Origin of the sequence: Bombilactobacillus apium, from assembly GCF_013385145.1 — a bacterium.
Classification (GTDB): Bacteria; Bacillota; Bacilli; order Lactobacillales; family Lactobacillaceae; genus Bombilactobacillus; species Bombilactobacillus apium.
In genome coordinates, this window is sequence record NZ_JABZEC010000003.1 from 102,281 (window position 1) to 127,655 (window position 25,375).

Genomic DNA, 25,375 nt, shown 5'->3' on the forward strand with positions numbered 1-25,375 from the left:
ATCACCACGCAATTTCGGCGACTGGCGTGGGCTGTTGATTATAAAGATCCTGGATTACTTGCCCATCGGCAATCTCTAATACATGATGCGCCATCGGTTTAATCATCTGATTGTGGGTCACAATAACAACATTTTTCTTTTGAGTTTGACAAAAATCTTGTAACAACTTAAGAATTTTCTTTCCTGTTTTGTAATCCAAAGCTCCTGTAGGTTCATCACACAACAGTAATTGAGGATTCTTGACCATCGCCCGGGCAATTGCCACCCGCTGCTGTTCACCTCCAGATAATTCCCCCGGAAAATTATTCTGACGATCTAAAAGTCCCACTTCTTCCAAAACTTCCGTAACTCCCAAAGGATGAGGAGCTAATTGAGCAGCAAGTTGAACATTTTCAGCCACGGTTAAATTCGAAATTAGATTATAAAATTGGAAGACAAAACCAATCTTTTCCCGGCGAAAAGCAATTAACTGTTTGGCCGTATAATGTGCAATGTCTTGGTTATTAATCACCACTGCGCCAGAAGTAACAGTATCCATTGCTCCTAAAATATCTAACAAGGTTGACTTTCCCGCACCTGAAGCCCCCACGATCATAGTTAATTCACCTAAACGAAGTTGAAAATTAATCTGGTCATTGGCCCGGATTTCATTATCTTGATTTTGATTATAATACTTACAAACATTATCAAGATGAATATAACGATCCATCTCTGTCATTTAAAAACATCCCCTCATCTCACTTTTTTATAGAAAGCTAATCCGGTAAAAAAAATCATTATTAAGATTTTTTTAGTTAAATAATAAAAAATAACTTTCTGACAGGTATCATACCGCAAACCTTTTCCACAGCGCAAGTCAAAATTATTAACAAAAAAACAGGAGTTTCCTCCTGTTTTTGGTAATTTAAAGATGGACACTAACTCGCAAAGCTCGGTCAACTTCTTGCATTCTTGCAGCCGATAAAGTGGTTACGCGTTCCTTTAAACGTTGTTTATCAATTGTCCGAATCTGTTCCGTTAAGACTACGGAATTTTTGCTGACACCATCAGCCGTTGTAATCCCCACATGGGTCGGCATTTTCGGTTTTTCAATCCGACCAGTGATTGCAGCGATGATTGTCGTTGGACTATATTTATTGCCAATATTATTTTGAATTACCAATACTGGTCGCATTCCACCCTGTTCGGACCCGATAACCGGTGATAGGTCAGCATAAAATATGTCACCACGTTTAATTGTAAAAACCACCTGTTTGTCTGTCTGCCTCCTGCTCACAGCCCAAAAAAGCTTGAGCTATTTCTTCATTGATATCAGCCATATCCGAATAACCATGAATCAACTGATTGATGATACTGTTTGGTCGATTAAAAAAATCAAACAGAATCTCTCCCACTATCAAATCAAGATCACACGAATCTTCATTTCGATGATGTTCCAGTTGATTAACAACTTCAGCATCTAAACGAACCGAAATACTGCGCTTTGACTCCATCATGATTACCTCCCCAAGGTAGAAATCTTAATATCATTAATATAACATCATGGAATCGCTAATTCACGTATTTTTTAGAAATTCGGTCCGTTAAATTGCAAACTATTTCATAATTCCCTGTTCCTGCATAATGGGCTGCATCAGTTGCGCTTAATCGGTGGCCGTTATTCTCCCCAATTATCGTTACTTTGGTCCCCAAAGGATAAAGTTGGGGAACCTTGATCATCATTTGATCCATACAAATATCGCCTACGATGGGACAAAGTTGCCCTTCAACTAAAACTGAACTACCAGTCATTCGCCGGAGCCAACCATCAGCATAACCAAATGGTAATGTAGCAATAATTTCATTTTCTTGAGCGGTATAAGTCGCCCCATAACTAATCTTTTGGCCAGCGGTCATCTGTTTAATATAGACAATCTCAGTTTCTAGGCTAAGTACGGGTTGGAGCTGATAGGGAACCTCTTTAATCACCTCATTGGACGGGTTTAAGCCGTAGAGAGCTATTCCAAAGCGGACCATATCAAATTGCCACTTTGAATGCCACAAAGCTGTAGCAGAGTTAGCGCAATGTCGATATTCAAATTTCAACGGTAAATCAGCCGTCAACTCCTGAAAAGATTGAATCTGTTGTTCAAGATAATGTGTATCCGGTTCATTAGCCGTGGCAAAATGTGTAAAAATCCCTTCCGGAATTAATTGTGAATCTGCTTGTAATAACTGACAAGCTTCTAAAACTTCTGTTCGTGTTCGCAAGCCGATCCGTCCCATTCCAGTATCCAAGGCTAAATGAACCTTCAAAGAAGTTGTTAATTGCGACCCTACTTGGCGTAACCAATCACAACTAGAGACTGCCAATGAGATATCATTTTGACTAGCTAAGTTGGCTTGAGAAACTGGGGTAACTCCCAAGACCAAAATTGTCTCTGGAAAACCTGCTTGACGAATTTGTAAAGCCTCATCTAAAGTTGCCACGCAAAAACCATCGACATGGACTTCATGCAAAACCTGAGCTACTGCGAGTACACCATGACTATACGCATCTGCCTTTAAAACTGCAAATAATTTGGTTTCTGGTTTTAAAGAATGCTTTTCTTGCAAAAAATTATGCCTAAGAGCCTGCCGATCGATAACCATTTTTGTTGGGCGATGATTTGAAGCTTCCATTTAAACTACCTCTGATCTTCCAAAATTACTTCCGTCATGACAACGGCTGCAGTATGTGAAATTGAAATCCAAACCGTTCCTGAATAAACCTGCTGTTGGATATAGGGCCGTCCTCGAACATCATTTAAAATCGTAATCTCTTGGAACCCTACTGGACCGATTCCAGTACCCAGGGCCTTAGTAAAAGCTTCCTTAGCTGAAAAGCGTCCAGCTAAAAATTCTTTTTGTCTTGAACTATCAGTCGGATACTGTTCCCAAACTTTTCGCTCAGCAGGAGTTAAAACTTTCTCCAAAAATCGGGGGGTTCTTTTAAAAGCTTGCCAAACTCGAGAAATCTCAGCAATATCAATTCCTAATCCCGCTATCATGGTCTCTCCTCCTAAAAACGGCGTGATCTCACAATCGAGGCCACGCCGTTGGCTAATTAATCTTTATGCCGAATCTTAAAACCTTGGGAACCAGAACGTGGACCTCGACTTGAATGGGAAGAATTGCTCCGATTACGACGATAATTATTATTGGAACGCCGATCCCGGTTACCGCCACCGTGACCATTGTAGCGCCGACCACGTGACTTAGAGTTTCGATCACGGGAATTTCGGTTTGGTAATGGCCGTTCAGGTGTGATTTTGACAGGAATAGACTCTGGATCCTTACTGTAACTTTGTAACAGTAATTCTACTAAAGTAGCCGCATCGTATTCTTCTAACAAATCAGCAGCCGCGGTTTCAAACTTGGCTAACTTCCCAGATTGTAGACCTTTAGCAATCTCAGCCTTTGCAGCGCCTACTTGACCAACTAGGGCTTGAGCATCAGTCGGTGGCTTTAAAGGTAACATCCGGACATGAGTTAATTGTTCAATCGAACGCAAATAACTCATTTCATTTGGAGAAACAAAGGTTACCGAGATTCCGGAACGTCCCGCCCGGCCAGTCCGACCAATTCGATGAACATAACTATCAGGATCTTGCGGAATATCGTAGTTGTAAACATGACTTACGCCCGAAATATCTAATCCCCGTGCAGCAACATCGGTCGCTACTAAATAAGTTAATTTACCAGCTTTGAACTGTCGTAAAACACTCATCCGCTTTTGTTGGGATAAGTCCCCATGAATCCCTTCAGCGTTATAGCCGCGAGCTTTTAAACCACGAGTTAATTCATCTACTCGGCGTTTGGTCCGACCAAAAACTAAGGCTAATTCAGGTTGTTGAACATCAAATAGCCGTGTCATCAAATTGAATTTTTCAAATTCCTTGGAACGAACCATATATTGTTCAATCTTGTCCGCGGTTAATTCCTTAGACTTAATTTGGACAACTTTTGGTTCTTGCATAAATTTCTCAGCAATCCGCATGATAGGCTTAGGCATTGTAGCTGAGTAAAGTAAGGTTTGATGGGTGCTAGGAACGGTCTTTAAGATATTTTCGATATCTTCTACAAAACCCATATCCAGCATTTCATCGGCTTCGTCCAAAACCACCTTTTGAACGTGCTCTAATTTCAAAGTGTGCCGTTTAATGTGGTCTAATAACCGGCCCGGAGTTCCCACCACGATTTGCGGGTGATTACGTAATTGCTTAATCTGACGTCGAATATCAGATCCTCCATAGACCGCTTGAACCTTGACATGGCGATACTTGCCTAAACGGTGTAATTCTTCTTGTGTTTGCACCGCTAATTCCCGAGTTGGGGAAATCACTAAAGCTTGGACATTAGGATTATCCACATTAACGGTTTGTAAAACTGGTAAACCAAAGGAAGCCGTCTTTCCCGTTCCGGTTTGAGCCTGACCAATAACATCGACTCCAGATAAAACCAACGGAATTGTTTCTGACTGAATAGGGGTTGCTTCGGTAAAGCCAGCTTCGGTAACAGCTTGTAATAAGCTAGAATCTAAATTAAGTTCACTAAATTTCAAATAAATCCTCCTAGAATTATGAAAGCCTGGATCACAAAACAGGTCGGATCTTTGAAATTCTGCCACCGTCTTGCAATACTAATTATTTTCTGAAACTTTCACTGAACAATAACTTTAACATTTTTTGCAAAGAAGATAAAGCCTTGGACCAGAAAAGTAGCTAGCACTCTGCTTGTAAAGCTTGGACTACCCGGTCTAAGTGCAAACCATTGCTCGCCTTTAAAAGAACCAAGTCTTTTGGATCTAGATCTTGGCGCAATTGCGTAACTAATTGGTCTTGTTCACTGGAAGCAAAATGATAGACTGGCAACTTGCCGGCCAACTTAGTTTGTAAAGATAGCATCAAGTCCCCGATTAAATAAACTGCCGCGATCCGTTCTGGATCGATGGCCGTCGCAATTTGTTGATGCAACTTTTGACCTTGGGCACCAAGTTCTAACATATCTCCTAAGACCAAAATTCGCCGTCCCTTTGTTTTTAACTGACTGAAATTAGCAATTACATCAATCATTGCCGTGGGATTAGCGTTATAAACATCGCTCAATAATTGACTGCCATTAGCGGCTGTCAGCCATTGTGTTCGATTAGCCGTCGGTTGAAAAGTTGCTAGCGCCTTTTGCATTTGTTCTGGCGAGATTTGATATTTTTGCCCGACCAATAAGGATGCTAAAGCATTCTGGACATTATAATCACCTAGCAAGGGCAAGCAAAACTCTAATTGGGGCCAAAGATTGGTTGTAAAACGTATTTGCTTTTGACTTCCTTGACAAGTTAAGGAATATAAATCATTGGTCTCTTTTTGACCAAAAGTTAATTTTGCTTGGACAACTGTTTGCGCTCGTTCTTGGAGCAGGGGCTCGTCGCCATTATAAATAAAGGTTCCCCGTTTTTTCAAAGCCGTGACAATCTCCATTTTAGCGTCGGCAATTTTGTCTCGGGTGCCGAAGAACTCAATATGAGCTTCCCCGATCATCGTGATTACAGCCAAATCAGGTTGGACTAAGGCCGATAATTTAGCCACTTGTCCGGCTCGATCCATCCCCATTTCGACAACTAGAATCTCCGTATCGGAATCCATTGACAAAATAGTGATGGGAACTCCAATTTCATTATTAAAATTAGCTGGTGTTTTAACCACTCGGTAACGCTGGGCCAAAATAGCCGCAGTCATATCTTTGGTCGTTGTTTTACCATTACTCCCAGTAATTGCTACCACCTGTGGAGCAACTTTGCGTAGATAGAATTGACTTAAAGTTTGTAAAGCCTGCAAAGTATTACTTACAACTAAATAACGTTCATCAGCATTTGCCGGTAGAGGATGATCGGCCTGCCACAAGGTAGCTTGCGCTCCTTTTTGAAAAGCAGCGCCAACAAAGTCATGTCCATCTCGCTCAGCCACTAGGGGAACAAATAAACTCCCCGCTTGAACCTTGCGGCTATCAAAGGTTACGGCGGTAATTTCCGTTGTTGTTGGCGACTGGGAATTCGTAGTTAAACCTAAGGCTTGGCGAATTTCAGTTAACAACATCTGCATCTTAAAAAACTCCTTTAGAATTGGATAATCAAAATTTTTAGATTTATTAAAGTGCTATAATAATTGCGTTATTTCAGAAGAAAGTAGTTCTTATAATGATGAAAACTAAAAGCTATTGGCAACAAAACATGTATATCTTAACTTTCGGTAATTTTATTGCCGGAATTGGCTTCAGTATGGTCACACCATTTTTATCCTTATATATTAACACGTTAGGCCATTTCAGTAATAGTCAGATTTCCTTCTGGTCGGGGATTACATACGCCGCAACTTTTATTGTCTCTGCCTTTATTTCACCTTTTTGGGGCAAACTAGCGGATCAAAAGGGCCGAAAATTGATTATCCTTCGAGCTTCTTTGGGCATGAGCTTGGTAATCGGTTGCATGAGTCTGGTAACTAATGTCTACCAATTAGTAGCTTTGCGCGCCTTACAGGGTTTTTTTGCGGGTTATATTAGTAACTCCAACACTTTAATTGCTACTACAGCTCCGCAAAAAAATGTCGGTAAGGCTTTGGGTACCTTGAGCATGGGAACTGTCAGCGGAAATCTCTTAGGTCCCTTAATCGGCGGAGTAATTGCCCAAGTTTGGGGTTATCGACTTCCCTTCCTACTGACAGGAATCTTATTAATGAGCGCTTTTTTCCTCTGTCTCTTTTTTGTAAAAGAAGATTTCACTCCTGTTCCCAAAAATCGCCAACCCAGTTTCCGACTCGTTTTCCAACAGCTAAAAAATTCCAGCATTATTTGGGGAATGTTTTTCACAACTTTAATTATTCAACTGGCTAATAATTCAATCAACCCAATTATTAGCCTCTATGTTAGTCAATTAATGCACCACCAAGGCCACGTGGCTTTAATGAGTGGTTTGATTACCGCCATCCCGGGAATTCCCGCCGCTCTCCTATCTACTAAGTTTGGTAGCTGGGGGGATCAAATTGGCACCAAAAAAGTTCTTTTAGCCGGATTACTTCTCGGGGCAATCGTCTATTTCCCACAAAGTTTTGTGACTAACGTTTGGCAGTTATTTGCGCTTCGTTTCCTCGTGGGAATTTCTGATGCCGCTTTGCTACCTCAGGTTCAAACTTTACTTTCCAAAAATATCCCTCACCAAGTTTCCGGACGAATTTTTGGTTACAACCAAAGTTTTCAATACATCGGAAGTTTCACAGGACCACTTCTGGGGGCCGCAGTTTCTGGTGTCTGGAGCTATGGCGCTGTCTTTTTCTTAACTTCAATTTTAGAGCTGGGCAACTTAATTTACGTTCGTAAAATCACTAAAAATTCTTAATTTTCCAAAGTTTTACCAAAAGATAGCTCTCATTTTAGCGAGTTCAAATTAACTCATTCCAACCGGTAGACAAATCGACCTAATTCCTAATCAAGTACATCAGAGTTAAAAACCTCGTTCAGCTGATTATTAATTGTTATCCTCATTCGCTGACGACTCTCCTTTTTCAACGCTAGCGCAAATCTTCCTCAAAGAAAGGCTTCTTTTATATAATGACTTTAGTTTCTTATTTGATTTTAGGGGGTTAATTGATGAAGGTTCAAAAAAATCGTCAACAATTTTTGCACGCTTCAGCCTTAAAGAAACATGTCGTCGATAATTTAACGCTCGATTGGTCTGATTTTACTATCTTATTTTGCGCGATTGTCATTGCCAGTGTCGGTTTAGGTGAGGAAAACTCGCCGATCATCGTTGGTTCAATGCTCATTTCACCGCTGATGGATCCCCTCTTAGGTCTCGGCTATGGCCTAGCAATCAAAAATCGGACCTTGTTTCAAAAAGGACTGTTAATTTTATTTCTCCAAATTGTCCTCAGCATTGGAACCGCCACTATCTATTTCCTAATTATTGATAATTCAGCCGCAAATAAGGCCCTCTTAGCTCGGACAAATTTGTCTTTGGGGATTGCGATTGTCGCCCTTTTTGGTGGTCTAGCCGCAATTATTGGTTCCGCAAAGAAAGATTCGGGAAATATTCTTCCGGGAGTTGCAATTGCGGCTTCACTCATGCCACCTCTGGTGACGATTGGCTTTGGGATAGCGCGAAAGTCTTGGCCGATTTTTCAAGGAGCCTGGATCTTATTTTTAATGAATATTAGTTTAATTATTCTGGGAGCTGCAGTTGGAACCTTCGCCTTGATTCATAGCCGAGGCATCAGTCACAGTTGATTGCTTCCGAAAACCAAACTTAAACACTATCCCGACGAATCAATTCAACTTTTACTAAGCTGGTATTTTCTAAACTTATCTCTTGATTATGCAAATATTTAAGCAAGGCCTGACAACTTCGCCGAGCTATCTCGGGAATATCTTAGCGAACTGTAGTTAACTATGGAAAACTATAACGAGCAATGGGCGAATCATCAAACCCGATAATCTTTAGATCTTCGAAGACACTTAAGTATAAACTGTGAGCAGCAAATAAGATATCAGCCGTCAATTGAGCGCTAACTGCAAAAGTTCCCCAAGGTGCCTCTCCCACGACTTGTGGTAATCCGCGTAAAACTCCCCGCATCGTAAGTCGACGAGTATCGATAGTCTCATCTTGACGCATATTAAGCTGAAAGATATGAATTTCTGTAAAGTCGAAGTTCGCCGCCGCCAACTCCGCTTTATAACCACGCAGGCGCTCTTGATCAACTGGCGAATTCTGGCTATTTAAAATTAAAACTGGTTTGGTTCCAGCGGCCAGTAGTTCACGGGTTGCTAGGCGCCCACCTTGATAATTACTAGAGGTGATCGAAACAATTCCTTGGGCCACTTCTTGGTAATCAATACAGATCAAGGGTAATTTTTTTCAATTTAACCATGGGATCCTGTGGTCCACCAGCGATCATGACCAGTTCCCCTACTAACTTATCTCGGAAGGAGCTTGCATAATCTAAATCACGCCCCACTATTTGCGAGACATCACAAACAATTGTCGAATATCCTGCTGTAAAAAATTTTTTCTCTAGCTATTCAAGCAATTTTTTAAAAAAAGGATTACTCAAATTAGGCACGATGCCCCCAATACTTTGTTCCTGTTGCAACAACTTCTTCTTCGTGGAAATCTTGGTTTCATAACCTTCTGCTGCCGCTACTCGGAGAACTTTCTCTCTAGTTGCTGGGGAAAAACGACCATTACCATTCATAACCCGTGAAACTGTGGCCACTGAAACTCCGCTAAATTCGGCAATTTTGTGAATTGAAATCTTTTGCTCCGTCAAACTAAGACTCCTTTCTGACCCTCAAGAATTAATTTTTATTATGATAGTTTAATCAAATTTTTAAGATAAAAAAAACTCAGAATTTGGATTAAATTCTGAGTCTTTTTTATTCAGCAAAAACTTAATTGAGATAAATTGTCGCTTAAAACAAATCCTACTTATTAGCAAAACCATATTTCTTATTAAAGCGATCAACACGGCCATCAGCTTGGGTAAACTTCTGCTTCCCAGTATAGAAAGGATGGGAGTCAGAAGTGATTTCAACCCGAATCAAAGGATATTCTTGACCTTCATAGTCCGTAGTTTCTTTTGAGTTAACAGTTGAACCAGCTAAGAATTTCTTTCCGGTAGCTGAATCCATAAATACAACCTGGTGATAATCTGGATGAATAGCTTGTTTCATTATAATTACACTCCTCTGCCCTAAATCATCTGCTGATTTAGAGTTTAATTTACTGGTATTAAGTCATAGTAGCATGAAACTATCTATCTGACAAGTTTCAAAAAACTTCGGGGCCAACATAAGAAACATCGGCCTTTAAATTTTGTAATTTAGTAATGATGCAGTCGTAACCCCGCATAATATTTTCTGCTTGTTCAATTTCTGTTGTTCCTTGAGCCATTAATCCGGCCAGCATCAAACTTACCCCACCGCGGATTTCACCCGCTGTAACATGCGCTCCCGTCAATTGATCGGTATGATCGACTAAAATCTGTCCATCAACCACTTTAATATTGGCTCCCATCTTAATTAACTCGGGAATGTGTCGGGTCCTTTTAGGATAAATTGTATCAATAATTGTACTTTGTCCTTGTGCAAGGAGCATTAAAGGTGTTAAAGGTTGCTGCAAATCAGTCGCAAAGCCTGGATAGGGACTGGTCTTGACTTTAACTCCCACTAATTGATTATTGGGATAGACAAAAATACTATCCTCGCGTACGTCAAGGTTTACACCCATCTCTTGCAATTTAGCTAAAAAGGCATCTAAATGTTCTGCAATAATATTCTTCACTAAAATACCATCACCGGTCGCCGCCGCCAAAGCTAAATAAGTGCCAGCTTCAATCCGGTCGGGAATAATCGTATGAGCATTTTGCGCCCGCAACGAAGGAACCCCATTGATTCGAATGGTTTGCGTTCCAACCCCACGAATCTGGGCTCCCATATTATTCAAAAAAGTTGCCAAATCAATAATTTCCGGCTCCCGGGCGACATTTTCAATTATCGTCGTCCCCTGGGCTCTAACAGCAGCCAAAATAATATTAATCGTGGCCCCAACAGAAATCATATCCAAGAAAATTCGGGCTCCATGAAGACCATTGGGAGCTTCAATTGTAATCGAAGAACCATCTTGGTGTACCTCAGCACCTAAGGCTTTGAAGCCCTTAATATGCTGATCAATCGGTCTTGGACCAATATCATCGCCACCAGGAAAACCAACGACAGCCTTACCAAAACGACCTAAAAGTGATCCCATGAAGTAATAAGAAGCACGTAAACTCGTCACTTTACCATGTGGTAGCGGTACCGATTGAATATTTGTCGGATCAATTTGCAAAACATCGTCATGAAATTGGGAGGGAACATTCATATCCTGCAACATATCCATCAGGTTATAAACGTCTTTGATCTGGGGGACTGAATCCAAAGTCACGGGAGTATCGGCCAAAATAGCAGCAGGAATAATTGCTACTGTACTGTTCTTAGCTCCGCCAATGGTTACGGAACCAGAAAGCCGCGTCCCCCCGTGAATAATCATTTTTGCCATAATTTTCTCAGCCCTTCTCAAATAAAAACTACCCTAAAATAATAATATAAATTGGCGGCAAAGTACACCTAAATTAGATATCTGTAGCCGCTAAACCACAAGCTGCCCCAATAAATTGCTTGTAAATTGGTTCTGGACGATTTGGTCGTGATAAAAATTCCGGATGATACTGCACACCGACAAAGAATTTGTTCTTCGGAACTTCCACAATTTCAACTAGGCGATTATCTGGAGAAACTCCAGAAAAGACTAACCCTTTAGCTCCCAAGATCTCACGATATTCGTTGTTAAATTCGTAACGATGCCGGTGACGTTCTTGGATTACGCTTTGATTACTATAAGCCTGTCCTGCTAACGTGTCAGACTTCAATTTGCAAGGATACAAACCTAAGCGAAGAGTGCCACCCCGATTTTCAATATTCTTTTGATTTTCCATCAAATCAATAATCTTATGCGGTGCTTGGGGATCGACTTCCCCACTAGTTGCATCACTAATCCCGGCAACATCCCGGGCAAATTCGATACAAGCCATCTGCATTCCTAAACAAACGCCTAAGAAAGGAATATCATTTTCCCGAGCATATTTTACGGTTTGAATCATGCCTTCAAGACCACGAGAACCAAAGCCACCAGGAACAATTACGCCATCAACGTCGCTCAGCTTTTCTGCTACATTTTCTGCCGTAATTTCTTCAGAGCTCAAACGCTTAATTTGAACATCACAGTCATAGGCATAACCAGCATGTTTTAAAGCTTCATCAAAGGAAATATAGGCATCTTTTAATTCCACATATTTTCCAATCAAGGCGACCTTAGTTTGATGATGTAAGTTTAAAACGCGTTGTTCCAGCCGTTTCCAATCGGTCATGTCTGCTACCGGAGCTTGTAAATGAAGATAATCGCAGACAATTTGATCCATGCCTTGCTTTTGTAAATTTAAAGGAATGGAATAGAGACTCGGTACATCTCGTGATTCAATCACCGCCGCCGGATCAACATCACAAAAAGAGGCAATCTTATCGCGCATTTCATTAGGAATCGCTTTTTCAGTCCGCACGACTAAAATATTAGGTTGAATTCCTAAGCCTCGTAATTCTTTCACACTGTGTTGGGTCGGTTTAGTCTTTAATTCATCAGCAGCCCGTAAATAAGGGATTAAAGTTGTATGAATATAAACTACATTCTCAGATCCGACTTCGGACTTCATCTGTCGTAAAGCTTCCAAGTAAGGCAAAGATTCAATATCGCCCACGGTCCCACCGACTTCAGTAATGATCACATCGGAATCTGTCGTGGTTGCAGCCCGCATAATCTTTTCTTTAATCATGTTGGTAATATGAGGAATTACTTGAACCGTAGCCCCGTCGTATTCACCGTGACGTTCTTTTTGGATTACTTCCGAGTAAATCTTTCCCGTGGTAACATTGGAATATTTATTTAAATCAATATCGATAAAACGCTCGTAGTGCCCTAAATCTAAATCCGTTTCGGTGCCGTCATTAGTAACGAAGACTTCTCCATGTTGGTAAGGACTCATGGTTCCAGGATCCACATTAATATAGGGATCAAACTTTTGTAAAGTGACCTTTAAGCCACGATTTTTCAATAACCGGCCTAAAGAAGCGGCTACAATTCCTTTACCTAATGAAGAAACTACTCCACCTGTTACAAAAATATATTTGGTCATGCACCATTCTCCTTTGATTGTTTTCCAAGTTAAATCTTGCCACGTTCAAATGGGGGATATAAACGAAAAAGGCCTCCATTCGTTAATAAGAATAGAGAGCCTGATTCAACGCACTTGTAAAGCGCCCAAAAAACATTTTATAAGGAAAAGTCACGAACGTCAAATAGTTTATGCAAAAAATCTGGATTTTAAGAATCTAAATCCTCATCATCATTGGCGGTAAATTCGCTTAAATCACCTTCCAGCCCATCTTCTAAATCTGGGCGACCGTGAATTTCTTCATCATCATCGTCTAATGACAAGTCAGCTTGCCCAAATTTTGACAAATCAGGAACCCCTTGGTCTTGCTCATGGTCATCATCAACCGCATCTTGAGCATTATAATCAATAATATCGTCATCTTCAGCTTCATCATCCAAGAAAGCATTGACCCGCTTAATTGCCGGGACTTTTCCTTCTTCGGCATCTTCCGGATGGTTAACTTCTTCATCAACAGAGTCGTAAGGATACCATGTACGCAAGCCCCAAACATTCTCTCCGAGAGAAATAAAGCCGCCGTCAGCGTTCAAGTCAGTATAAAATTGCGGTAATTTTTGCCGAATCTCGGCATCACTTTTATTTAAAAATTGTTGAATATTATTAACGATATCGGCAAAGGACATCGCCTCACCGTTTTGTTCCAAAATTGCATGGGCAACTTCAATCATTGCCAACTCACTTTTACTTTCGCCGGCGAATTGTTTGAGTTCTAAAACCACTTTCGGACACGTCCTTTCAAAAGTCTAACTTTCATCTTACCTACTTAAAGGTCAAAATGCAAACTTAACTTATATTCCCCCAAGGAATTTTGCGAATCTAAAAGTTGGTAAGCGACCCGCAAGTCACCTGCAGCATTTCCGGGCTGCCAATTAACCTGTAATTGACGGGTTCTGGTCGTTAAATCTAAAGTTCCGTACGGTGTGTGATAAGCAAAGACCTGATCTTGGGCAATTCGAAAAATCATCTGAGCTTGAGCTGTAGGCGCTTTGCGGTGGATCGTCAATTTTTGTTTGTCGGACTGCCATTTCCAAGTTACTGCTATTTGGGGATCTTCTTGATAACGTAGGTAAAATTTTTCCGGACTCAAAAAGACCTGGCCTTTGGTTCGAAGATGATAAATTTCGGGGACGGCATCAGGAGTGGTAATCGTTGTCGTTAAAGTTAAATTAACTTTTTGAACTTTTTTGGGGGTCATCTCTTTCGACCTTTCTGAACGAGACTTATAATAGAGGTAATATTAAATATTTTAAATTAATTTTAAGGAGTTTTCCATGTCCTCCCAACCACTAATTTTATATAATCATGATTATCAAAATATTGCTAGTCTAGATACAATTTTTCCGGAAACTACTTACTTAGCTTATTTAGTCCAAAAACTGCAACGCCCTTTAGTTCATTTTTGGCAAACCCTACCGACGGTAATCTTGGGTCTCCAAGACAAGCGTCTGGCGAATTTGCCGGCTGGAAGTCAGTTTTTGCGGCAGCAAAACTATCAAATCATCATTCGAAACGCCGGTGGATTAGCGGTCGTCAGCGATCCGGGAGTCTTCAACTGGAGTTACTTTTTACCCAATGCCAGTGAACACCGAGTCGATACCGTTTATCAATTAGCCTTCAATTTCTTACAGAAGTGTCTACCCGAACTAAAACTGGAACACTATAAGGTAGAAGATTCCTATTGCCCCGGAGATTTTGATATTGTCGTTCAGGGTAAAAAAATTGCAGGACTAGCGCAACGCCGCCAACAAGATGCGGTTAGTGTCATGTTGTATATCGCTCTATCCGGTCCCCAAACAACTCGCGGACAATTAATTAAGCAATTTTACCAGCTGGCTAATTCTGATCATCGAACCGTCTATCCTGAGGTCAATCCCCAGTCGATGACCACGGTTTCCCAATTATTTCAAACTGAGTTTTCAGTTACCCAATTTAAGCAGCGCCTGTTACAAGTCTTAAAATCAAGCCAGGAAATAAAAATTCTAACTTCCCAACAACTAAGTGAATCTTCTGAATATGATTCAATTTTAGATCGCGAAATTAGACAACAGCAACGTTTAAATAGAATTTTAAAATAGGAGGACTAAAATTTGAAATCACCTGCCCAATTATCCCGCGAAAAGGTACTCCGCGATCCAATTCATAATTATATTCACGTTCAAGACGTTATCATTTTAGACTTAATCAATACGCCGGAATTTCAACGTTTACGGCGGATTAAGCAGCTAGGGACAACCTCTTTTACTTTTCACGGAGCTGAACATTCTCGTTTTGCTCATTGTTTAGGGGTCTACGAAATTACCAGACGACTCTGCGAATTTTTCGAACGTAACTATCCCAGCCAAAATCTAGGTGATGGTCTTTGGGACAATTCAGAACGGCTTGTGGCTTTATGTGCTGCTTTATTACATGATATTGGCCACGGACCTTATTCTCATACCTTTGAACATATCTTTCAAACTGACCACGAGGCTTGGACCCAAAGAATTATTACCGATGAAAAAACCCAGATTAATCAAATCTTACGTCAAGTAAGTCCTGAATTTCCCGCACAAGTGGCTAGCGTAATCAATAAAACTTATCCTAATCCGCAAGTAGTGCAATTAATTTCCAGTCAAATTGATGCTGATCGGATGGACTACCTACTGCGTGACGCTTACTATACCGGAACACAATACGGAATGTTTGATCTCACCCGAATTATGCGCGTCATTCGTCCAGATAAAATTGGGATCGTCTTTGACGTCGAGGGGATGCACGCCGTTGAAGACTATATCGTTTCCCGCTTTCAAATGTATCAACAGGTTTATTTTCACCCAGTTTCTCGAGGAATGGAAGTCGTGCTCACTAAATTACTACAAAGAGCGCAATTTCTTTACCAGAATAATAGCCTCAGTCAAACTGAAATGCCCCATCTTTTGATCCCCTTCTTTAAAAATCAAGTGACTGTCGATGATTATTTACGCCTCGATGATTACCTATTAAATACCTATTTCAATCTTTGGCGTGATTATCCGGATCCGATTCTCCGCGATTTAGCCAGTCGTTTTTTAGATCGGCGCCCCTTCAAATCAATTACTTTTAAACCTGACCAGCATGATTTAATTACTCAAATGCAAGCTTGGACCCAAAATTCTGGTTTCCAAGCCCAATTTTATACGGCGATTAACAATAGTTTCGACCTTCCTTATGACCTATATGATCCCCATGCGGCAGAACCAAAGACCCAAATTGAATTGCGCCAAGCGGATGGAGAACTATTAGAATTATCAACCATTAGCCCCATCGTTAAAGCTCTGAGCGGCCGTTCGAGTGGTGATCATCGTTTTTACTTTCCCAAAGAAATGTTTCAAAATCCGCTCAGCAATACTTTTGAAGCCGATCTAAGCGCTTTTCAAGCTCATATTAAAAACAATGCGCTACAATAGAAGCAAAAAGGGAGGAAGTTGATCATGCTCCAAGATTTTAAGGACTTTATCACGCGCGGTAATGTTTTAGATTTAGCTGTCGGGGTTATTATTGGGGGAGCTTTTAGTAAGATTGTCACTGCCCTAACTAAATATCTGCTCAATCCTTTTATTGGCTTATTTTTGGGTCACATTGATTTATCGTCTTTGCGCTTCGGAAAATTTCGAATTGGTGATTTTTTGAACGCGGTAATTGAGTTTATAATCATCGCTTTTGTCGTCTTTCTAATTGTAAAATTTTTCCAACACTGGCAGCACAAAAAAGTGGTTACTAAGAAGCCAAGTGCCGAAGAGAAATATTTACAAGAAATTCGTGATCTCTTAAAAACTCAAAAACAATAATTAACTACTTTTCCAATCACTTTTTGAAAGAAACTAGCCCCAAAAAATTATTTTCGTATGCTTTTAAATATCTATTTGTGCTCAAATCAGGAAGTCTTCAAACTATAAATCAACCACAAAAATAAAGAATCCGTTGGAAATTTTGTTTTTTAACGAATTCTTTATTTTATTTTTATAAGTAACAATGATTGTTATTCTTAAATCATTCTCTCAGTTCTTCATTATCTTTTACCGCAAAATAATATCATAATCTAATAGAAATTATATAAATTCACCTTTTCCAAAATCATCACTACATAAATTAATATTTAATATAGTTTTACATTTATCACCAATATCATTAGATGCTAAAATCTTTTTAAGATTAACAAAGCTAACAATAATTAGAAGTAATCGCAATGAAAAGTTTGCTTAATATTTGATTCTTGCTATTTTCTATCCGGCTTAGGTCGTTATATCCTTTAGCCAAAAATAATTTTAATTGATATCTAATAGTACCCTTGTAAAGGGACTCTTACTTTTGGTGAAAATGAATAAATATCTTCCCAAATCAGACGAATTAATTTAATCCAGAATAAGCTAAATTAAGGTCTCAATCCCTATTTGACTTATTCTTCTCTTTATCTATCGTCTCCTACTATATTTTTTTACATTCAGATCAGTAAATATAATTAATTTCTCATTTTAAAATTTGATCGAAGTGTTTTTCCAAAATATATATTCTAAAAATTATAAATATATAACTAAAATTTCAATTATCTAATTAATATAGTGATAATTTATTTATTTATAATGCTTTATCTTATTTTTTTTAGTTAATAGGTGCTAAAATCATTGAAGCAACATAATTAGTTAATAATTAGGAGTGATGCAGATGAAAAAGACCCTAACCAAGAGATTAAGACATCAAGGTTTAACCTTAGCCTTGACTAGTGCCAGTTTACTTTGCGGCGCGGCTTTGAATGCTCAAAAAACTCAAGCTGCTAAAATAAACAGCCCGGTTCCTAATCCCGTTTCTCAATCAATTGCCCCAGCTGCTGCTACGGCAACAGCGGATTCTCCCTCTAGGACAGCTACTGCCACTCCGGGAGATACCGCGACTACTGCTAAAGCAACAACTTCAACTACTCCTGCCCCGCAGTCAACAACAGATCAATCGACAAAGACGGCAGATTCCACCAGTAATTCTCAGACTGCTCAAACACCAACTAAGACAACGGCTCCAGAAACAAAGCAGTCTGATTCAACATCCAAACCAGGAACAACTACTCCGGAGACGGAAAAGTCCAATTCAGCAACCAAACCAGGAACAACTGCTCCCAAAGATGGGGAGACTGTTTCTCCTACTACGGATCAGAAACAAGATCAGGCTCCTGCGGCAACGGATAAAGTTAATTCTAGTTCTACAACTGAACCTGAACAGGCTAGTACAAATCCAACTCCAGTAGTTCCTACAGCTCCCGCAGCAGTGGAAAACACAGCAACTACAACTCCCACACCCCCAGCTAAAGCCCCAGATCCTAATCCGGGCTTAATTGCTCAAGGTGTTTGGGGAAGCAGTAAGTGGGAATTTTCTCAACAAGGAAATGACTACCTGCTTCATTTTCACGAAGGAACTTTAGGTCGCGGACAACAATATTTCATTGACAAAGGACATGATTTTGGATCTATCGGAGGCGACTCTCAAGTCTTCGACAAAAATCAAGATTGGATTAACAAATTAACCTTGATTCAATTCGATCAAGGAGTTTATGCTAACGAAATTTCCGATTATCTGTTCTATCATTTAATCAATTTACGAAAGATTATTGGAATCGCTAACTTAAACACTTCGAGAGTTAAGCAAATGAACAGTGTTTTCCGAGGAACCAATAGCTTAGAATATATTGATATCAGTAGCTGGGATACTTCCAATGTTCAAGGAATGTCCAAGATGTTCTCTGATGCTTCTGGAACCTTAGTGATCAATGTTGGAAATATCGATACCAGCAAAGTTACTGACATGGGTGGAATGTTCATGGGGGCTTGGCAACTCAAGCACCTAGACCTCAGTGGTTTTCAAACCGGCAATGTTCGCGACATGGAAGCCATGTTTGCTTGGTGTAATAGCTTAATCAGCTTGAATCTTAGCCACTTCGACACCCGCAATGCCAACACATCGGGAATGTTAACAAGTACCGATAACCTGCGGAAGATCATTCTAGGAACTCAAACTAAGCTCGGCGTTGATAGTAATTTAAACGACGTCCCCCGCATTGGGACTAAGGTTCCTGGAGTCCCTTATTATAAGGTCAAATCTTCCGCCTGGATTTCAATTAGTGGTTCTAACGTTGGTAGTAAGTACAATGCCATGGATGTTAAAACCAGTAACCGAGATCAAATTACCATTTACCAATGGGATCAAGAACCCTTCTTCCGAACAACTACCGAAAATCGGACTGTCACAAGAACAATTAACCTCCATTTAGCTGATGGTAGTACGCAAACTAAGATTCAAAATGCCACCATCAGTCGAACCATTACTTTGAATGATGACGGTACTCGAAGCACAGGTGCTTGGTCTACTGCTCAATGGGATGAATATCAAGTTCCCACCATTACTGGTTACCAACCGAGTCAAAACACGGTCGCGGTCGCCAAAGTTACCGAACAATCGGGTAATAAATCGATCGATATTAATTACAGCCTGCCGAAATCAACTATTGAAGTTCAATATATTTCCCAAGGAAAGGTAATTAATCGCCAACAATTTACGGGAGCAGACCAAGAAGTTATTCACCCGCAATATAATTTACCTCAAAATTATCGCTTCGTTAAGCAACCAGATGCCACTCTAACCATCACCGAAGCCCCTCAAATTATCACGATTGAGATTACCCCGCAAATTCAACAAAACACAGAATATCGGGAAGTGGTTCGGACAATTAACCTACATCGTCCGGATGGTAGCCAACAAGTTATCAAGCAAGTAGCACAAATTCAGCGGACAATTCAGGTTAATTTAGTCGATCAAACTCAAACCCCAAGTGCATGGTCTACTGCTCAGTGGGAAGCCTATCAAATCCCAGCAATCGCTGGTTTCCAACCGAGTCAAAAGAACGTAGATACCGTAACTATTGATGGTTCCAGTAAAAATCAAGTGCTCGATATCACTTATCAAGCCGATCAATCAACCATCACGATCCAATATGTCAGTCAAGGTAAAGTTATTGGCCAACAAAAGTATTCTGGAGCAATTAACGATCAGATTTATCCCCAATACAATCTCCCGCAAAATTATCAATTCGTTAATCAACCGGCAGCAAGCATGACCATTACTTCCCAACCACAAACCATTAGCGTGGAAGTAACCCCTAAGGTTCAAAGCAGTACTGAGTACCGCAATGTTGTCCGGACGATTAATATTCATAAGCCTGACGGGACCCAAGAAGCCATTAATCAAGTGGCCCAAATTCAACGGACTGTTCAAACCAACTTAGTCGATCAAACTAAAACCGCTGGTGACTGGTCTACTGCTCAATGGGATGCTTACCAAACCCCAACAATTGACGGTTATCAAGCCAGCCAAGAACAGGTTGCCGCCGCCACGGTTAACGGTCAATCAAAGAACCAAGTTGTGGATATTAGTTATCAAGCTCAATCAGCAACCGTAACTATTCAGTATGTCAGTCAGGGTAAAGTTGTTGGTGAACAAAAAGTTAACGGTCAGGTTAACGAAAAAGTTTATCTTCAATATAAAATTCCCCATTACTACCAAGTTCAAGGTAGCAATCCAGACCAAATTACTCTAACTAAAGCGGATCAAACTATCACGGTTGAAGTAAGTCCCCAAATTCAATCCAGCACCGAATACCACAACGTTGTCCGGACAATCAATTTGCATAATCCTGATGGGTCTCAAAAAGTTATTAATCAAGTAGCCCAAATTAAGAGGACTGTTCAAACTAACCTTGTGGATCAAAGCAAGACCGTCGGTGACTGGTCCAGCGCTCAATGGGATGCTTACGAAATTCCGTCAATCGCTGGTTATCAACCAAGCCAAACAAGCGTTGCCGCGGTTTCGGTAACTGATCAAACCCAAAATCAAGTTGTGGATATTGATTACCAACCACAAGCTGCAACCGTAACTATTCAGTATGTTTACCAAGGAAAAGTTATTGCTCAACAACAATATGATGGAAATATTGATGAAACTATCTACCCGCAGTATAAGGTACCTAAGAATTATCAATTAGTTAAACAACCAGCAACGCATATTACCCTTGATCAACCTGCCCAAACAGTTACCGTAGAAATTGAACCGCAAATTAAAGAGAGTACAGAATACTACAACGCTGTGCGGACGATTAACGTTCATCAACCAGATGGAAGTCAAAAAGTGATCAGTCAGGTCGCCCAAATTCAACGGACCATTAAAACTAATTTGGTTGATCAAACTAAAGCCGCGGGTGCTTGGTCAACTGCTCAGTGGGAAGCTTATCATACTCCAAGTATCACTGGTTATGACCCAAGTCAAGCCACGATAGAAGCAACTGCAGTAACTGAAAAAACGGCTAACCAAACTGTAGATATCACCTACACGGCTCAAGAAGCTCAGTTGACTATTCAATACGTGGCTGATGGAAAAGTTGTTGGCACCGAAGCCTATCAAGGGGCGGTTAACGAAACCATCCATCCACAATATGATCTGCCGCAAAATTATCGCTTAATTCAACAAACAATTCCAAGTATTAAGTTAACCCAACAAGCTCAAACAATTACAGTTAACGTGACTCCTCAACTTGCCAATAGCACAGAGCAACGGAGTGTAACTCGAACCATTAATCTGCATCAACCTGATGGGACGCAAAAAGTGATTAAACAAGTGGCCCAAATTCAGCGGACAATTACTACTAATCTTGTTGATCAAACCCAAACTAAGGGTGCTTGGTCGACTGCTCAATGGAAACAATACGCTACCCCAGAGATCGCTGGCTACACTCCAAGTCAGACCCAGATTAATGCTAGTGCGGTTAACGAAGATACCACTGATCAGATCATCGACATCACTTATGCCGCCAAAGAAAATCAGGTTACAATCCAATATGTAGCTAATGGTCAAGTCATTGCTCAACAACAAGTCGGTGGTAAAGTTAATGAAACTATTCATCCACAATACAATCTGCCGCAAAATTATCAATTTGTGAAACAACCAGCAGCTACTATTACAGTGGGTGAACAGGCCCAGACGATCACTATTGCCATAACTCCGAAAATGGAAAGCAACGTTGAACATCAAAATGTCGTTCGGACGATCAATATCAATCAACCTGACGGAACGCAAAAGGTGATTCAACAAGTTGCCAAAATTCAACGGACGATTACTACTAACTTAGTTACCAAAACGCAAACCGCTGGTAAATGGTCAACTGCCCAATGGGATGAATATGATCTTCCAGTAGTTAACGGCTTCACTCCGAGTCAAACTAAGGTTGACGCTGTGACTGTTGATGGAAACACGGGTAACCAAACCGTTGAAATTAGTTACCAAGCCCAAAAGAATAAAGTTACAATTCAATACGTCGCTAACGGAAAAGTTGTTGGTCAACAAGAAATTAATGGCCAAGTAAACGAAACTGTTTACCCGCAATATGAAGCTCCGAAAAATTATCAATTAGTCGGTCAGCCAAGCGATTCGGTTACGATTTCGGATCAGCCGCAAACCATTACCGTCGCTGTAACTCCAAAAATCCAAGCAAGTGTTGAGCATTACAATATTGTTCGGACCATTAACCTGCACAAGCCTGATGGAAGCCAGCAAGTAATCACTCAAGTTGCTCAGATTCAAAGAACCGTCAAGATTAACTTAGCTGATCAAAGTCGCCAAGAGGGTGATTGGTCGACTGCTCAATGGGATGCTTACCAAGTTCCAACCATCGCTGATTCGCATCCAAATGTGACTGAAATTGCCGCCCAAACCGTTGATATTACCAGTCAAAGTCAAGTCGTTGATGTTTACTACATGGCTTAATTGCTCAAGTTTTAGAATCATTAAAAAGTCTAACCGCAAAAATAGCGGTTAGGCTTTTTAAGATCCGCAAAATAATAATTTAACCAACTTCAATCTCTTTGTTTAGTAAAGAAGTCTATCAACTAACCAATAATTCAAATGAAAATAACTTTTAATTGGCTTATTGCTAGTTATCTTTCTTATTTAATGGCTCCGACAACAATCCCAATTAAAAAGCCTAGCCAGAATAATCCTGACCAGGTTTAGTTTAAATTTTAAATTTTTTTATTGATGCCGGCGAAAACGGGTATTAAATAAGGGACTAACCGGTTCATTATTATAAATCCGATCAATTGCTGCCGCCATCAAAGGAGCTACTGAAATCTCAACTAATTTATCCAACTTTTTGTCTTCAGGAAGTTGAATTGTATCGGTCACAATCAATTGTTTAATCGGCGAAGCTTCTAAACGCGAAATTGCCGGACCTGAAAGTACCGGATGCGTACAACTAGCATAAACTTCTTTTGCTCCGGCATCGATTAAGGCTTGCGCAGCTAGAGAAATGGTTCCAGCCGTATCGATCATATCATCAATGATAATTGCTCGTTTTCCCCGCACATCCCCAATAATATTCATCACCTCGGAAACATTAGGCTTCGGCCGACGCTTATCGATAATTGCAATTGGGGCTTTCAAAAATTCGGCTAAACGCCGAGCCCGCACAACTCCCCCATGATCAGGAGAAACAACAACCGCATTTTCATCCAAACGATTATCTAAGAAGTAATCAGCTAAGAGCGGTGCTCCCATGAGATGATCCACCGGAATATCGAAGAAACCTTGAATCTGAACTGCATGGAGATCCATCGCTAAAATTCGATCGGCTCCAGCACTTGTCAGCATATTAGCAACTAATTTAGCCGTAATTGGTTCACGGGAACGCGCCTTGCGGTCTTGACGAGCATAACCATAGTAAGGAATCACAACATTAATGGTCAAAGCTGAGGCCCGGCGCAAGGCATCAATCATAATCAAAAGTTCCATCAAATTATCGTTAACCGGCGCCGAGGTCGATTGAATAACGAAAATTTCTGATCCTCGAATACTTTCCTCAATGTTAATCTGAATTTCTCCGTCACTAAACCTTTTGACGGAACATTTGCCTAAAGGGATTCCCAAAGTTTGGGAAATCTTTTTAGCTAAGGGTTGATTGGAATTCAAAGCAAAAATCTTCATTGGACAATTCGCTTTTTGTGTAGACATTGAGCACTCCACTTTCTCTCAAATTTAGTTATCTTTTTGCAATCCGACTACTGCCAACTTTCATCCTGAGACAAGGGCAAACGATCCCAGTAATCTGGCTTATTGACTTGCCGAGCCCGGGCAATCCCCATGGCTCGTTCAGGCAAGTCAGCAGTAATTGTGGAACCCGCAGCAATGAAAGCATGATCTGCAATTTCTACTGGAGCTATTAAATTAGCATTACTGCCGATAAAAGCTTGGTTACCAACATGGGTATGGTACTTTTTGACACCATCATAGTTTACGAAAACGACCCCGCAACCAACATTAATATCACTTCCCAAAGTGGCATCACCAACATAACTCAAGTGACCAAGTCTGGTTCGCGCGCCGATGGTCGCATTTTTAACTTCACAGAAATTCCCAATATGAACTTGGGGACCAATTAAAGCTTGGGGTCGTAAATGAGAATGCGGTCCGACATTGCTTCCCGCTTGCATTTCTGCTTCTTCAATGGTTGAACTATCAATTCGAACTTGATCACCAACTGTCGCATCAACTAGCCGAGATCCGGACGTAATATAACAGTCTGAACCAATTGTGGTTTGGCCTTTTAGAACTACCCCAGCTTCAATTGTCGTATCGGGCCCAATTTGAACATCCACATCAATGAAAGTCTGCTCCGGAGCTACTAAAGTTACTCCAGCTCGTAAGTGACTTTGATTAATCCGCACTTGCATGATTTTGGTGGCTTGGGCTAAGGCAACCCGGTCATTGACCCCCAAAGATTCACTAAAGTCCGCCATCTGATAAGCCAGGACCCGATCTTGGTTTTGTTGCATTAATTCAATCACATCAGGTAAATAGTACTCTCCTTGCGCGTTGTCATTTTTGACTTGGTGCAAATAATGGAAAAGCTTTTGATTGTCAAAACAATAGACCCCAGTATTAATTTCGGTTACTGCTTGTTCAGCAACACTGGCGTCTTTTTGTTCCACAATTTTTTGAACCTGCTGATTTTCATCCCGAATAATCCGACCATAGCCAAATGGATCCTCATTTTGAGCCGTCAAAACAGTGGCTTGAGCCTGATGCTGTTCGTGATACGTAAATAACTTCTCAATTGTTTCTGCCGTAAACAGGGGAGTATCTCCACTGATCACCAAGGTAGTTCCCGCTTTGGCCTCCAAAAGGTCGGCCGCCTGCAAAACTGCATGGGCAGTCCCCAATTGTTTTTCTTGAAGCGCATACTGCGTTCTTTCTTGCAGCAACTCTTCGACTTGTTCAGCACCACAGCCAACTACCGTGACAATCTCTTGCGCATGAACTTGTTCGGCCTGTGTCAAAACATGGTCAACCATGGCTTTGCCACACACTGGATGTAAAACTTTATAACTCTTGGAATGCATCCGCGTTCCTTGACCTGCAGCCAAAATCACAATATAGCGCTCAGACATTCAATTTTCCCTTCAATTCGTTTTAGTTTCCGCAACAAAATTCCATCTTTAATG

At 40.6% G+C, this 25,375-nt stretch carries 22 protein-coding genes; 6 read left to right on the top strand and 16 right to left on the bottom strand.

Annotated features, from left to right (window positions below; genetic code table 11):
* Window position 1 precedes the first annotated feature (1 nt).
* The 7 genes from HU830_RS03940 to HU830_RS03970 form a co-directional block, all read right to left on the bottom strand.
* The gene (locus tag HU830_RS03940) at window positions 2-709 is read right to left on the bottom strand and encodes an ABC transporter ATP-binding protein (protein WP_176942644.1); all 708 of its coding nucleotides are present in this window, start codon (window positions 707-709) and stop codon (window positions 2-4) included.
* Between the two features lie 195 nt (window positions 710-904).
* Window positions 905-1,249: a type II toxin-antitoxin system PemK/MazF family toxin gene (locus HU830_RS03945; protein ID WP_176942488.1), complete on the bottom strand. Its 345-nt coding sequence runs from the start codon at window positions 1,247-1,249 to the stop codon at window positions 905-907.
* The gene (locus tag HU830_RS03950; protein ID WP_176942489.1) at window positions 1,233-1,496 is read right to left on the bottom strand and encodes a hypothetical protein; all 264 of its coding nucleotides are present in this window, start codon (window positions 1,494-1,496) and stop codon (window positions 1,233-1,235) included. The genes HU830_RS03945 and HU830_RS03950 overlap by 17 nt, the downstream gene beginning before the upstream one ends.
* A gap of 55 nt (window positions 1,497-1,551) precedes the next feature.
* On the bottom strand, window positions 1,552-2,661 hold the full coding sequence (gene alr / locus HU830_RS03955; protein WP_176942490.1) for an alanine racemase: 1,110 nt from the start codon (window positions 2,659-2,661) through the stop codon (window positions 1,552-1,554).
* A gap of 5 nt (window positions 2,662-2,666) precedes the next feature.
* The gene (gene acpS / locus HU830_RS03960; RefSeq protein WP_176942491.1) at window positions 2,667-3,029 is read right to left on the bottom strand and encodes a holo-ACP synthase; all 363 of its coding nucleotides are present in this window, start codon (window positions 3,027-3,029) and stop codon (window positions 2,667-2,669) included.
* Between the two features lie 56 nt (window positions 3,030-3,085).
* Window positions 3,086-4,582, bottom strand: coding sequence for a DEAD/DEAH box helicase (locus tag HU830_RS03965; RefSeq protein WP_176942492.1), 1,497 nt, complete (start codon window positions 4,580-4,582; stop codon window positions 3,086-3,088).
* Between the two features lie 160 nt (window positions 4,583-4,742).
* Entirely contained in the window at window positions 4,743-6,116 is a 1,374-nt protein-coding gene (locus tag HU830_RS03970; protein WP_176942493.1) for a UDP-N-acetylmuramoyl-tripeptide--D-alanyl-D-alanine ligase, read from the bottom strand.
* A 95-nt stretch (window positions 6,117-6,211) separates the two neighbouring features.
* Here HU830_RS03970 and HU830_RS03975 point away from each other — a divergent pair, with 95 nt between their 5' ends.
* Together HU830_RS03975 and HU830_RS03980 are read left to right on the top strand one after the other, a co-directional pair.
* A complete protein-coding gene (locus tag HU830_RS03975) occupies window positions 6,212-7,405 on the top strand; it encodes a multidrug efflux MFS transporter (RefSeq protein ID WP_176942494.1) in 1,194 nt (397 codons plus the stop codon).
* 251 nt (window positions 7,406-7,656) lie between these two features.
* A complete protein-coding gene (locus tag HU830_RS03980) occupies window positions 7,657-8,292 on the top strand; it encodes a DUF389 domain-containing protein (protein WP_176942495.1) in 636 nt (211 codons plus the stop codon).
* A 160-nt stretch (window positions 8,293-8,452) separates the two neighbouring features.
* Here HU830_RS03980 and HU830_RS03985 read toward each other — a convergent pair whose 3' ends face one another.
* The 7 genes from HU830_RS03985 to HU830_RS04015 form a co-directional block, all read right to left on the bottom strand.
* Window positions 8,453-8,908: a substrate-binding domain-containing protein gene (locus HU830_RS03985; RefSeq protein ID WP_176942496.1), complete on the bottom strand. Its 456-nt coding sequence runs from the start codon at window positions 8,906-8,908 to the stop codon at window positions 8,453-8,455.
* A 172-nt stretch (window positions 8,909-9,080) separates the two neighbouring features.
* The gene (locus HU830_RS03990) at window positions 9,081-9,332 is read right to left on the bottom strand and encodes a LacI family DNA-binding transcriptional regulator (RefSeq protein ID WP_176942497.1); all 252 of its coding nucleotides are present in this window, start codon (window positions 9,330-9,332) and stop codon (window positions 9,081-9,083) included.
* Between the two features lie 154 nt (window positions 9,333-9,486).
* On the bottom strand, window positions 9,487-9,735 hold the full coding sequence (locus HU830_RS03995) for a type B 50S ribosomal protein L31 (protein WP_176942498.1): 249 nt from the start codon (window positions 9,733-9,735) through the stop codon (window positions 9,487-9,489).
* A gap of 97 nt (window positions 9,736-9,832) precedes the next feature.
* Window positions 9,833-11,101: a UDP-N-acetylglucosamine 1-carboxyvinyltransferase gene (locus HU830_RS04000; protein WP_176942499.1), complete on the bottom strand. Its 1,269-nt coding sequence runs from the start codon at window positions 11,099-11,101 to the stop codon at window positions 9,833-9,835.
* Window positions 11,102-11,174: 73 nt separating this feature from the next.
* Complete coding sequence (locus HU830_RS04005) at window positions 11,175-12,788, bottom strand: CTP synthase (RefSeq protein WP_176942500.1); 1,614 nt, start codon at window positions 12,786-12,788, stop codon at window positions 11,175-11,177.
* A gap of 188 nt (window positions 12,789-12,976) precedes the next feature.
* The gene (gene rpoE / locus HU830_RS04010; protein ID WP_176942645.1) at window positions 12,977-13,495 is read right to left on the bottom strand and encodes a DNA-directed RNA polymerase subunit delta; all 519 of its coding nucleotides are present in this window, start codon (window positions 13,493-13,495) and stop codon (window positions 12,977-12,979) included.
* A 95-nt stretch (window positions 13,496-13,590) separates the two neighbouring features.
* Window positions 13,591-14,022 (bottom strand): DUF1934 domain-containing protein, encoded by a 432-nt coding sequence (locus HU830_RS04015; RefSeq protein ID WP_176942501.1) that lies wholly within the window; start codon window positions 14,020-14,022, stop codon window positions 13,591-13,593.
* Between the two features lie 76 nt (window positions 14,023-14,098).
* Here HU830_RS04015 and HU830_RS04020 point away from each other — a divergent pair, with 76 nt between their 5' ends.
* The 4 genes from HU830_RS04020 (at window position 14,099) to HU830_RS04035 (ending at window position 22,643) form a co-directional block, all read left to right on the top strand.
* Complete coding sequence (locus HU830_RS04020; protein WP_176942502.1) at window positions 14,099-14,902, top strand: lipoate--protein ligase family protein; 804 nt, start codon at window positions 14,099-14,101, stop codon at window positions 14,900-14,902.
* Window positions 14,903-14,914: 12 nt separating this feature from the next.
* On the top strand, window positions 14,915-16,252 hold the full coding sequence (locus HU830_RS04025; RefSeq protein ID WP_176942503.1) for an HD domain-containing protein: 1,338 nt from the start codon (window positions 14,915-14,917) through the stop codon (window positions 16,250-16,252).
* 24 nt (window positions 16,253-16,276) lie between these two features.
* Window positions 16,277-16,633: a large conductance mechanosensitive channel protein MscL gene (gene mscL, locus HU830_RS04030; protein WP_176942504.1), complete on the top strand. Its 357-nt coding sequence runs from the start codon at window positions 16,277-16,279 to the stop codon at window positions 16,631-16,633.
* Between the two features lie 874 nt (window positions 16,634-17,507).
* On the top strand, window positions 17,508-22,643 hold the full coding sequence (locus tag HU830_RS04035) for a mucin-binding protein (RefSeq protein ID WP_176942505.1): 5,136 nt from the start codon (window positions 17,508-17,510) through the stop codon (window positions 22,641-22,643).
* 264 nt (window positions 22,644-22,907) lie between these two features.
* On the opposite strand, the gene HU830_RS04040 is transcribed toward HU830_RS04035, so the two are convergent.
* Window positions 22,908-23,885, bottom strand: a complete 978-nt coding sequence (locus tag HU830_RS04040) for a ribose-phosphate diphosphokinase (RefSeq protein ID WP_176942506.1) — start codon at window positions 23,883-23,885, stop codon at window positions 22,908-22,910.
* A gap of 47 nt (window positions 23,886-23,932) precedes the next feature.
* Window positions 23,933-25,321, bottom strand: coding sequence for a bifunctional UDP-N-acetylglucosamine diphosphorylase/glucosamine-1-phosphate N-acetyltransferase GlmU (glmU, locus tag HU830_RS04045; RefSeq protein WP_176942507.1), 1,389 nt, complete (start codon window positions 25,319-25,321; stop codon window positions 23,933-23,935).
* Window positions 25,322-25,375: the final 54 nt, after the last annotated feature.

What these genes read in the sequence shown, in the direction of transcription:
- HU830_RS03940 (WP_176942644.1), bottom strand. Translation starts at nt 709, where the DNA reads ATGGATCGTTATATTCATCTTGATAATGTTTGTAAGTATTATAATCAA.
- HU830_RS03950 (WP_176942489.1), bottom strand. Translation starts at nt 1,496, where the DNA reads ATGATGGAGTCAAAGCGCAGTATTTCGGTTCGTTTAGATGCTGAAGTT.
- alr (WP_176942490.1), bottom strand. Translation starts at nt 2,661, where the DNA reads ATGGAAGCTTCAAATCATCGCCCAACAAAAATGGTTATCGATCGGCAG.
- acpS (WP_176942491.1), bottom strand. Translation starts at nt 3,029, where the DNA reads ATGATAGCGGGATTAGGAATTGATATTGCTGAGATTTCTCGAGTTTGG.
- HU830_RS03970 (WP_176942493.1), bottom strand. Translation starts at nt 6,116, where the DNA reads ATGCAGATGTTGTTAACTGAAATTCGCCAAGCCTTAGGTTTAACTACG.
- HU830_RS03975 (WP_176942494.1), top strand. Translation starts at nt 6,212, where the DNA reads ATGATGAAAACTAAAAGCTATTGGCAACAAAACATGTATATCTTAACT.
- HU830_RS03980 (WP_176942495.1), top strand. Translation starts at nt 7,657, where the DNA reads ATGAAGGTTCAAAAAAATCGTCAACAATTTTTGCACGCTTCAGCCTTA.
- HU830_RS03995 (WP_176942498.1), bottom strand. Translation starts at nt 9,735, where the DNA reads ATGAAACAAGCTATTCATCCAGATTATCACCAGGTTGTATTTATGGAT.
- HU830_RS04000 (WP_176942499.1), bottom strand. Translation starts at nt 11,101, where the DNA reads ATGGCAAAAATGATTATTCACGGGGGGACGCGGCTTTCTGGTTCCGTA.
- HU830_RS04005 (WP_176942500.1), bottom strand. Translation starts at nt 12,788, where the DNA reads ATGACCAAATATATTTTTGTAACAGGTGGAGTAGTTTCTTCATTAGGT.
- rpoE (WP_176942645.1), bottom strand. Translation starts at nt 13,495, where the DNA reads ATGATTGAAGTTGCCCATGCAATTTTGGAACAAAACGGTGAGGCGATG.
- HU830_RS04015 (WP_176942501.1), bottom strand. Translation starts at nt 14,022, where the DNA reads ATGACCCCCAAAAAAGTTCAAAAAGTTAATTTAACTTTAACGACAACG.
- HU830_RS04020 (WP_176942502.1), top strand. Translation starts at nt 14,099, where the DNA reads ATGTCCTCCCAACCACTAATTTTATATAATCATGATTATCAAAATATT.
- mscL (WP_176942504.1), top strand. Translation starts at nt 16,277, where the DNA reads ATGCTCCAAGATTTTAAGGACTTTATCACGCGCGGTAATGTTTTAGAT.
- HU830_RS04035 (WP_176942505.1), top strand. Translation starts at nt 17,508, where the DNA reads ATGAAAAAGACCCTAACCAAGAGATTAAGACATCAAGGTTTAACCTTA.
- HU830_RS04040 (WP_176942506.1), bottom strand. Translation starts at nt 23,885, where the DNA reads ATGTCTACACAAAAAGCGAATTGTCCAATGAAGATTTTTGCTTTGAAT.
- glmU (WP_176942507.1), bottom strand. Translation starts at nt 25,321, where the DNA reads ATGTCTGAGCGCTATATTGTGATTTTGGCTGCAGGTCAAGGAACGCGG.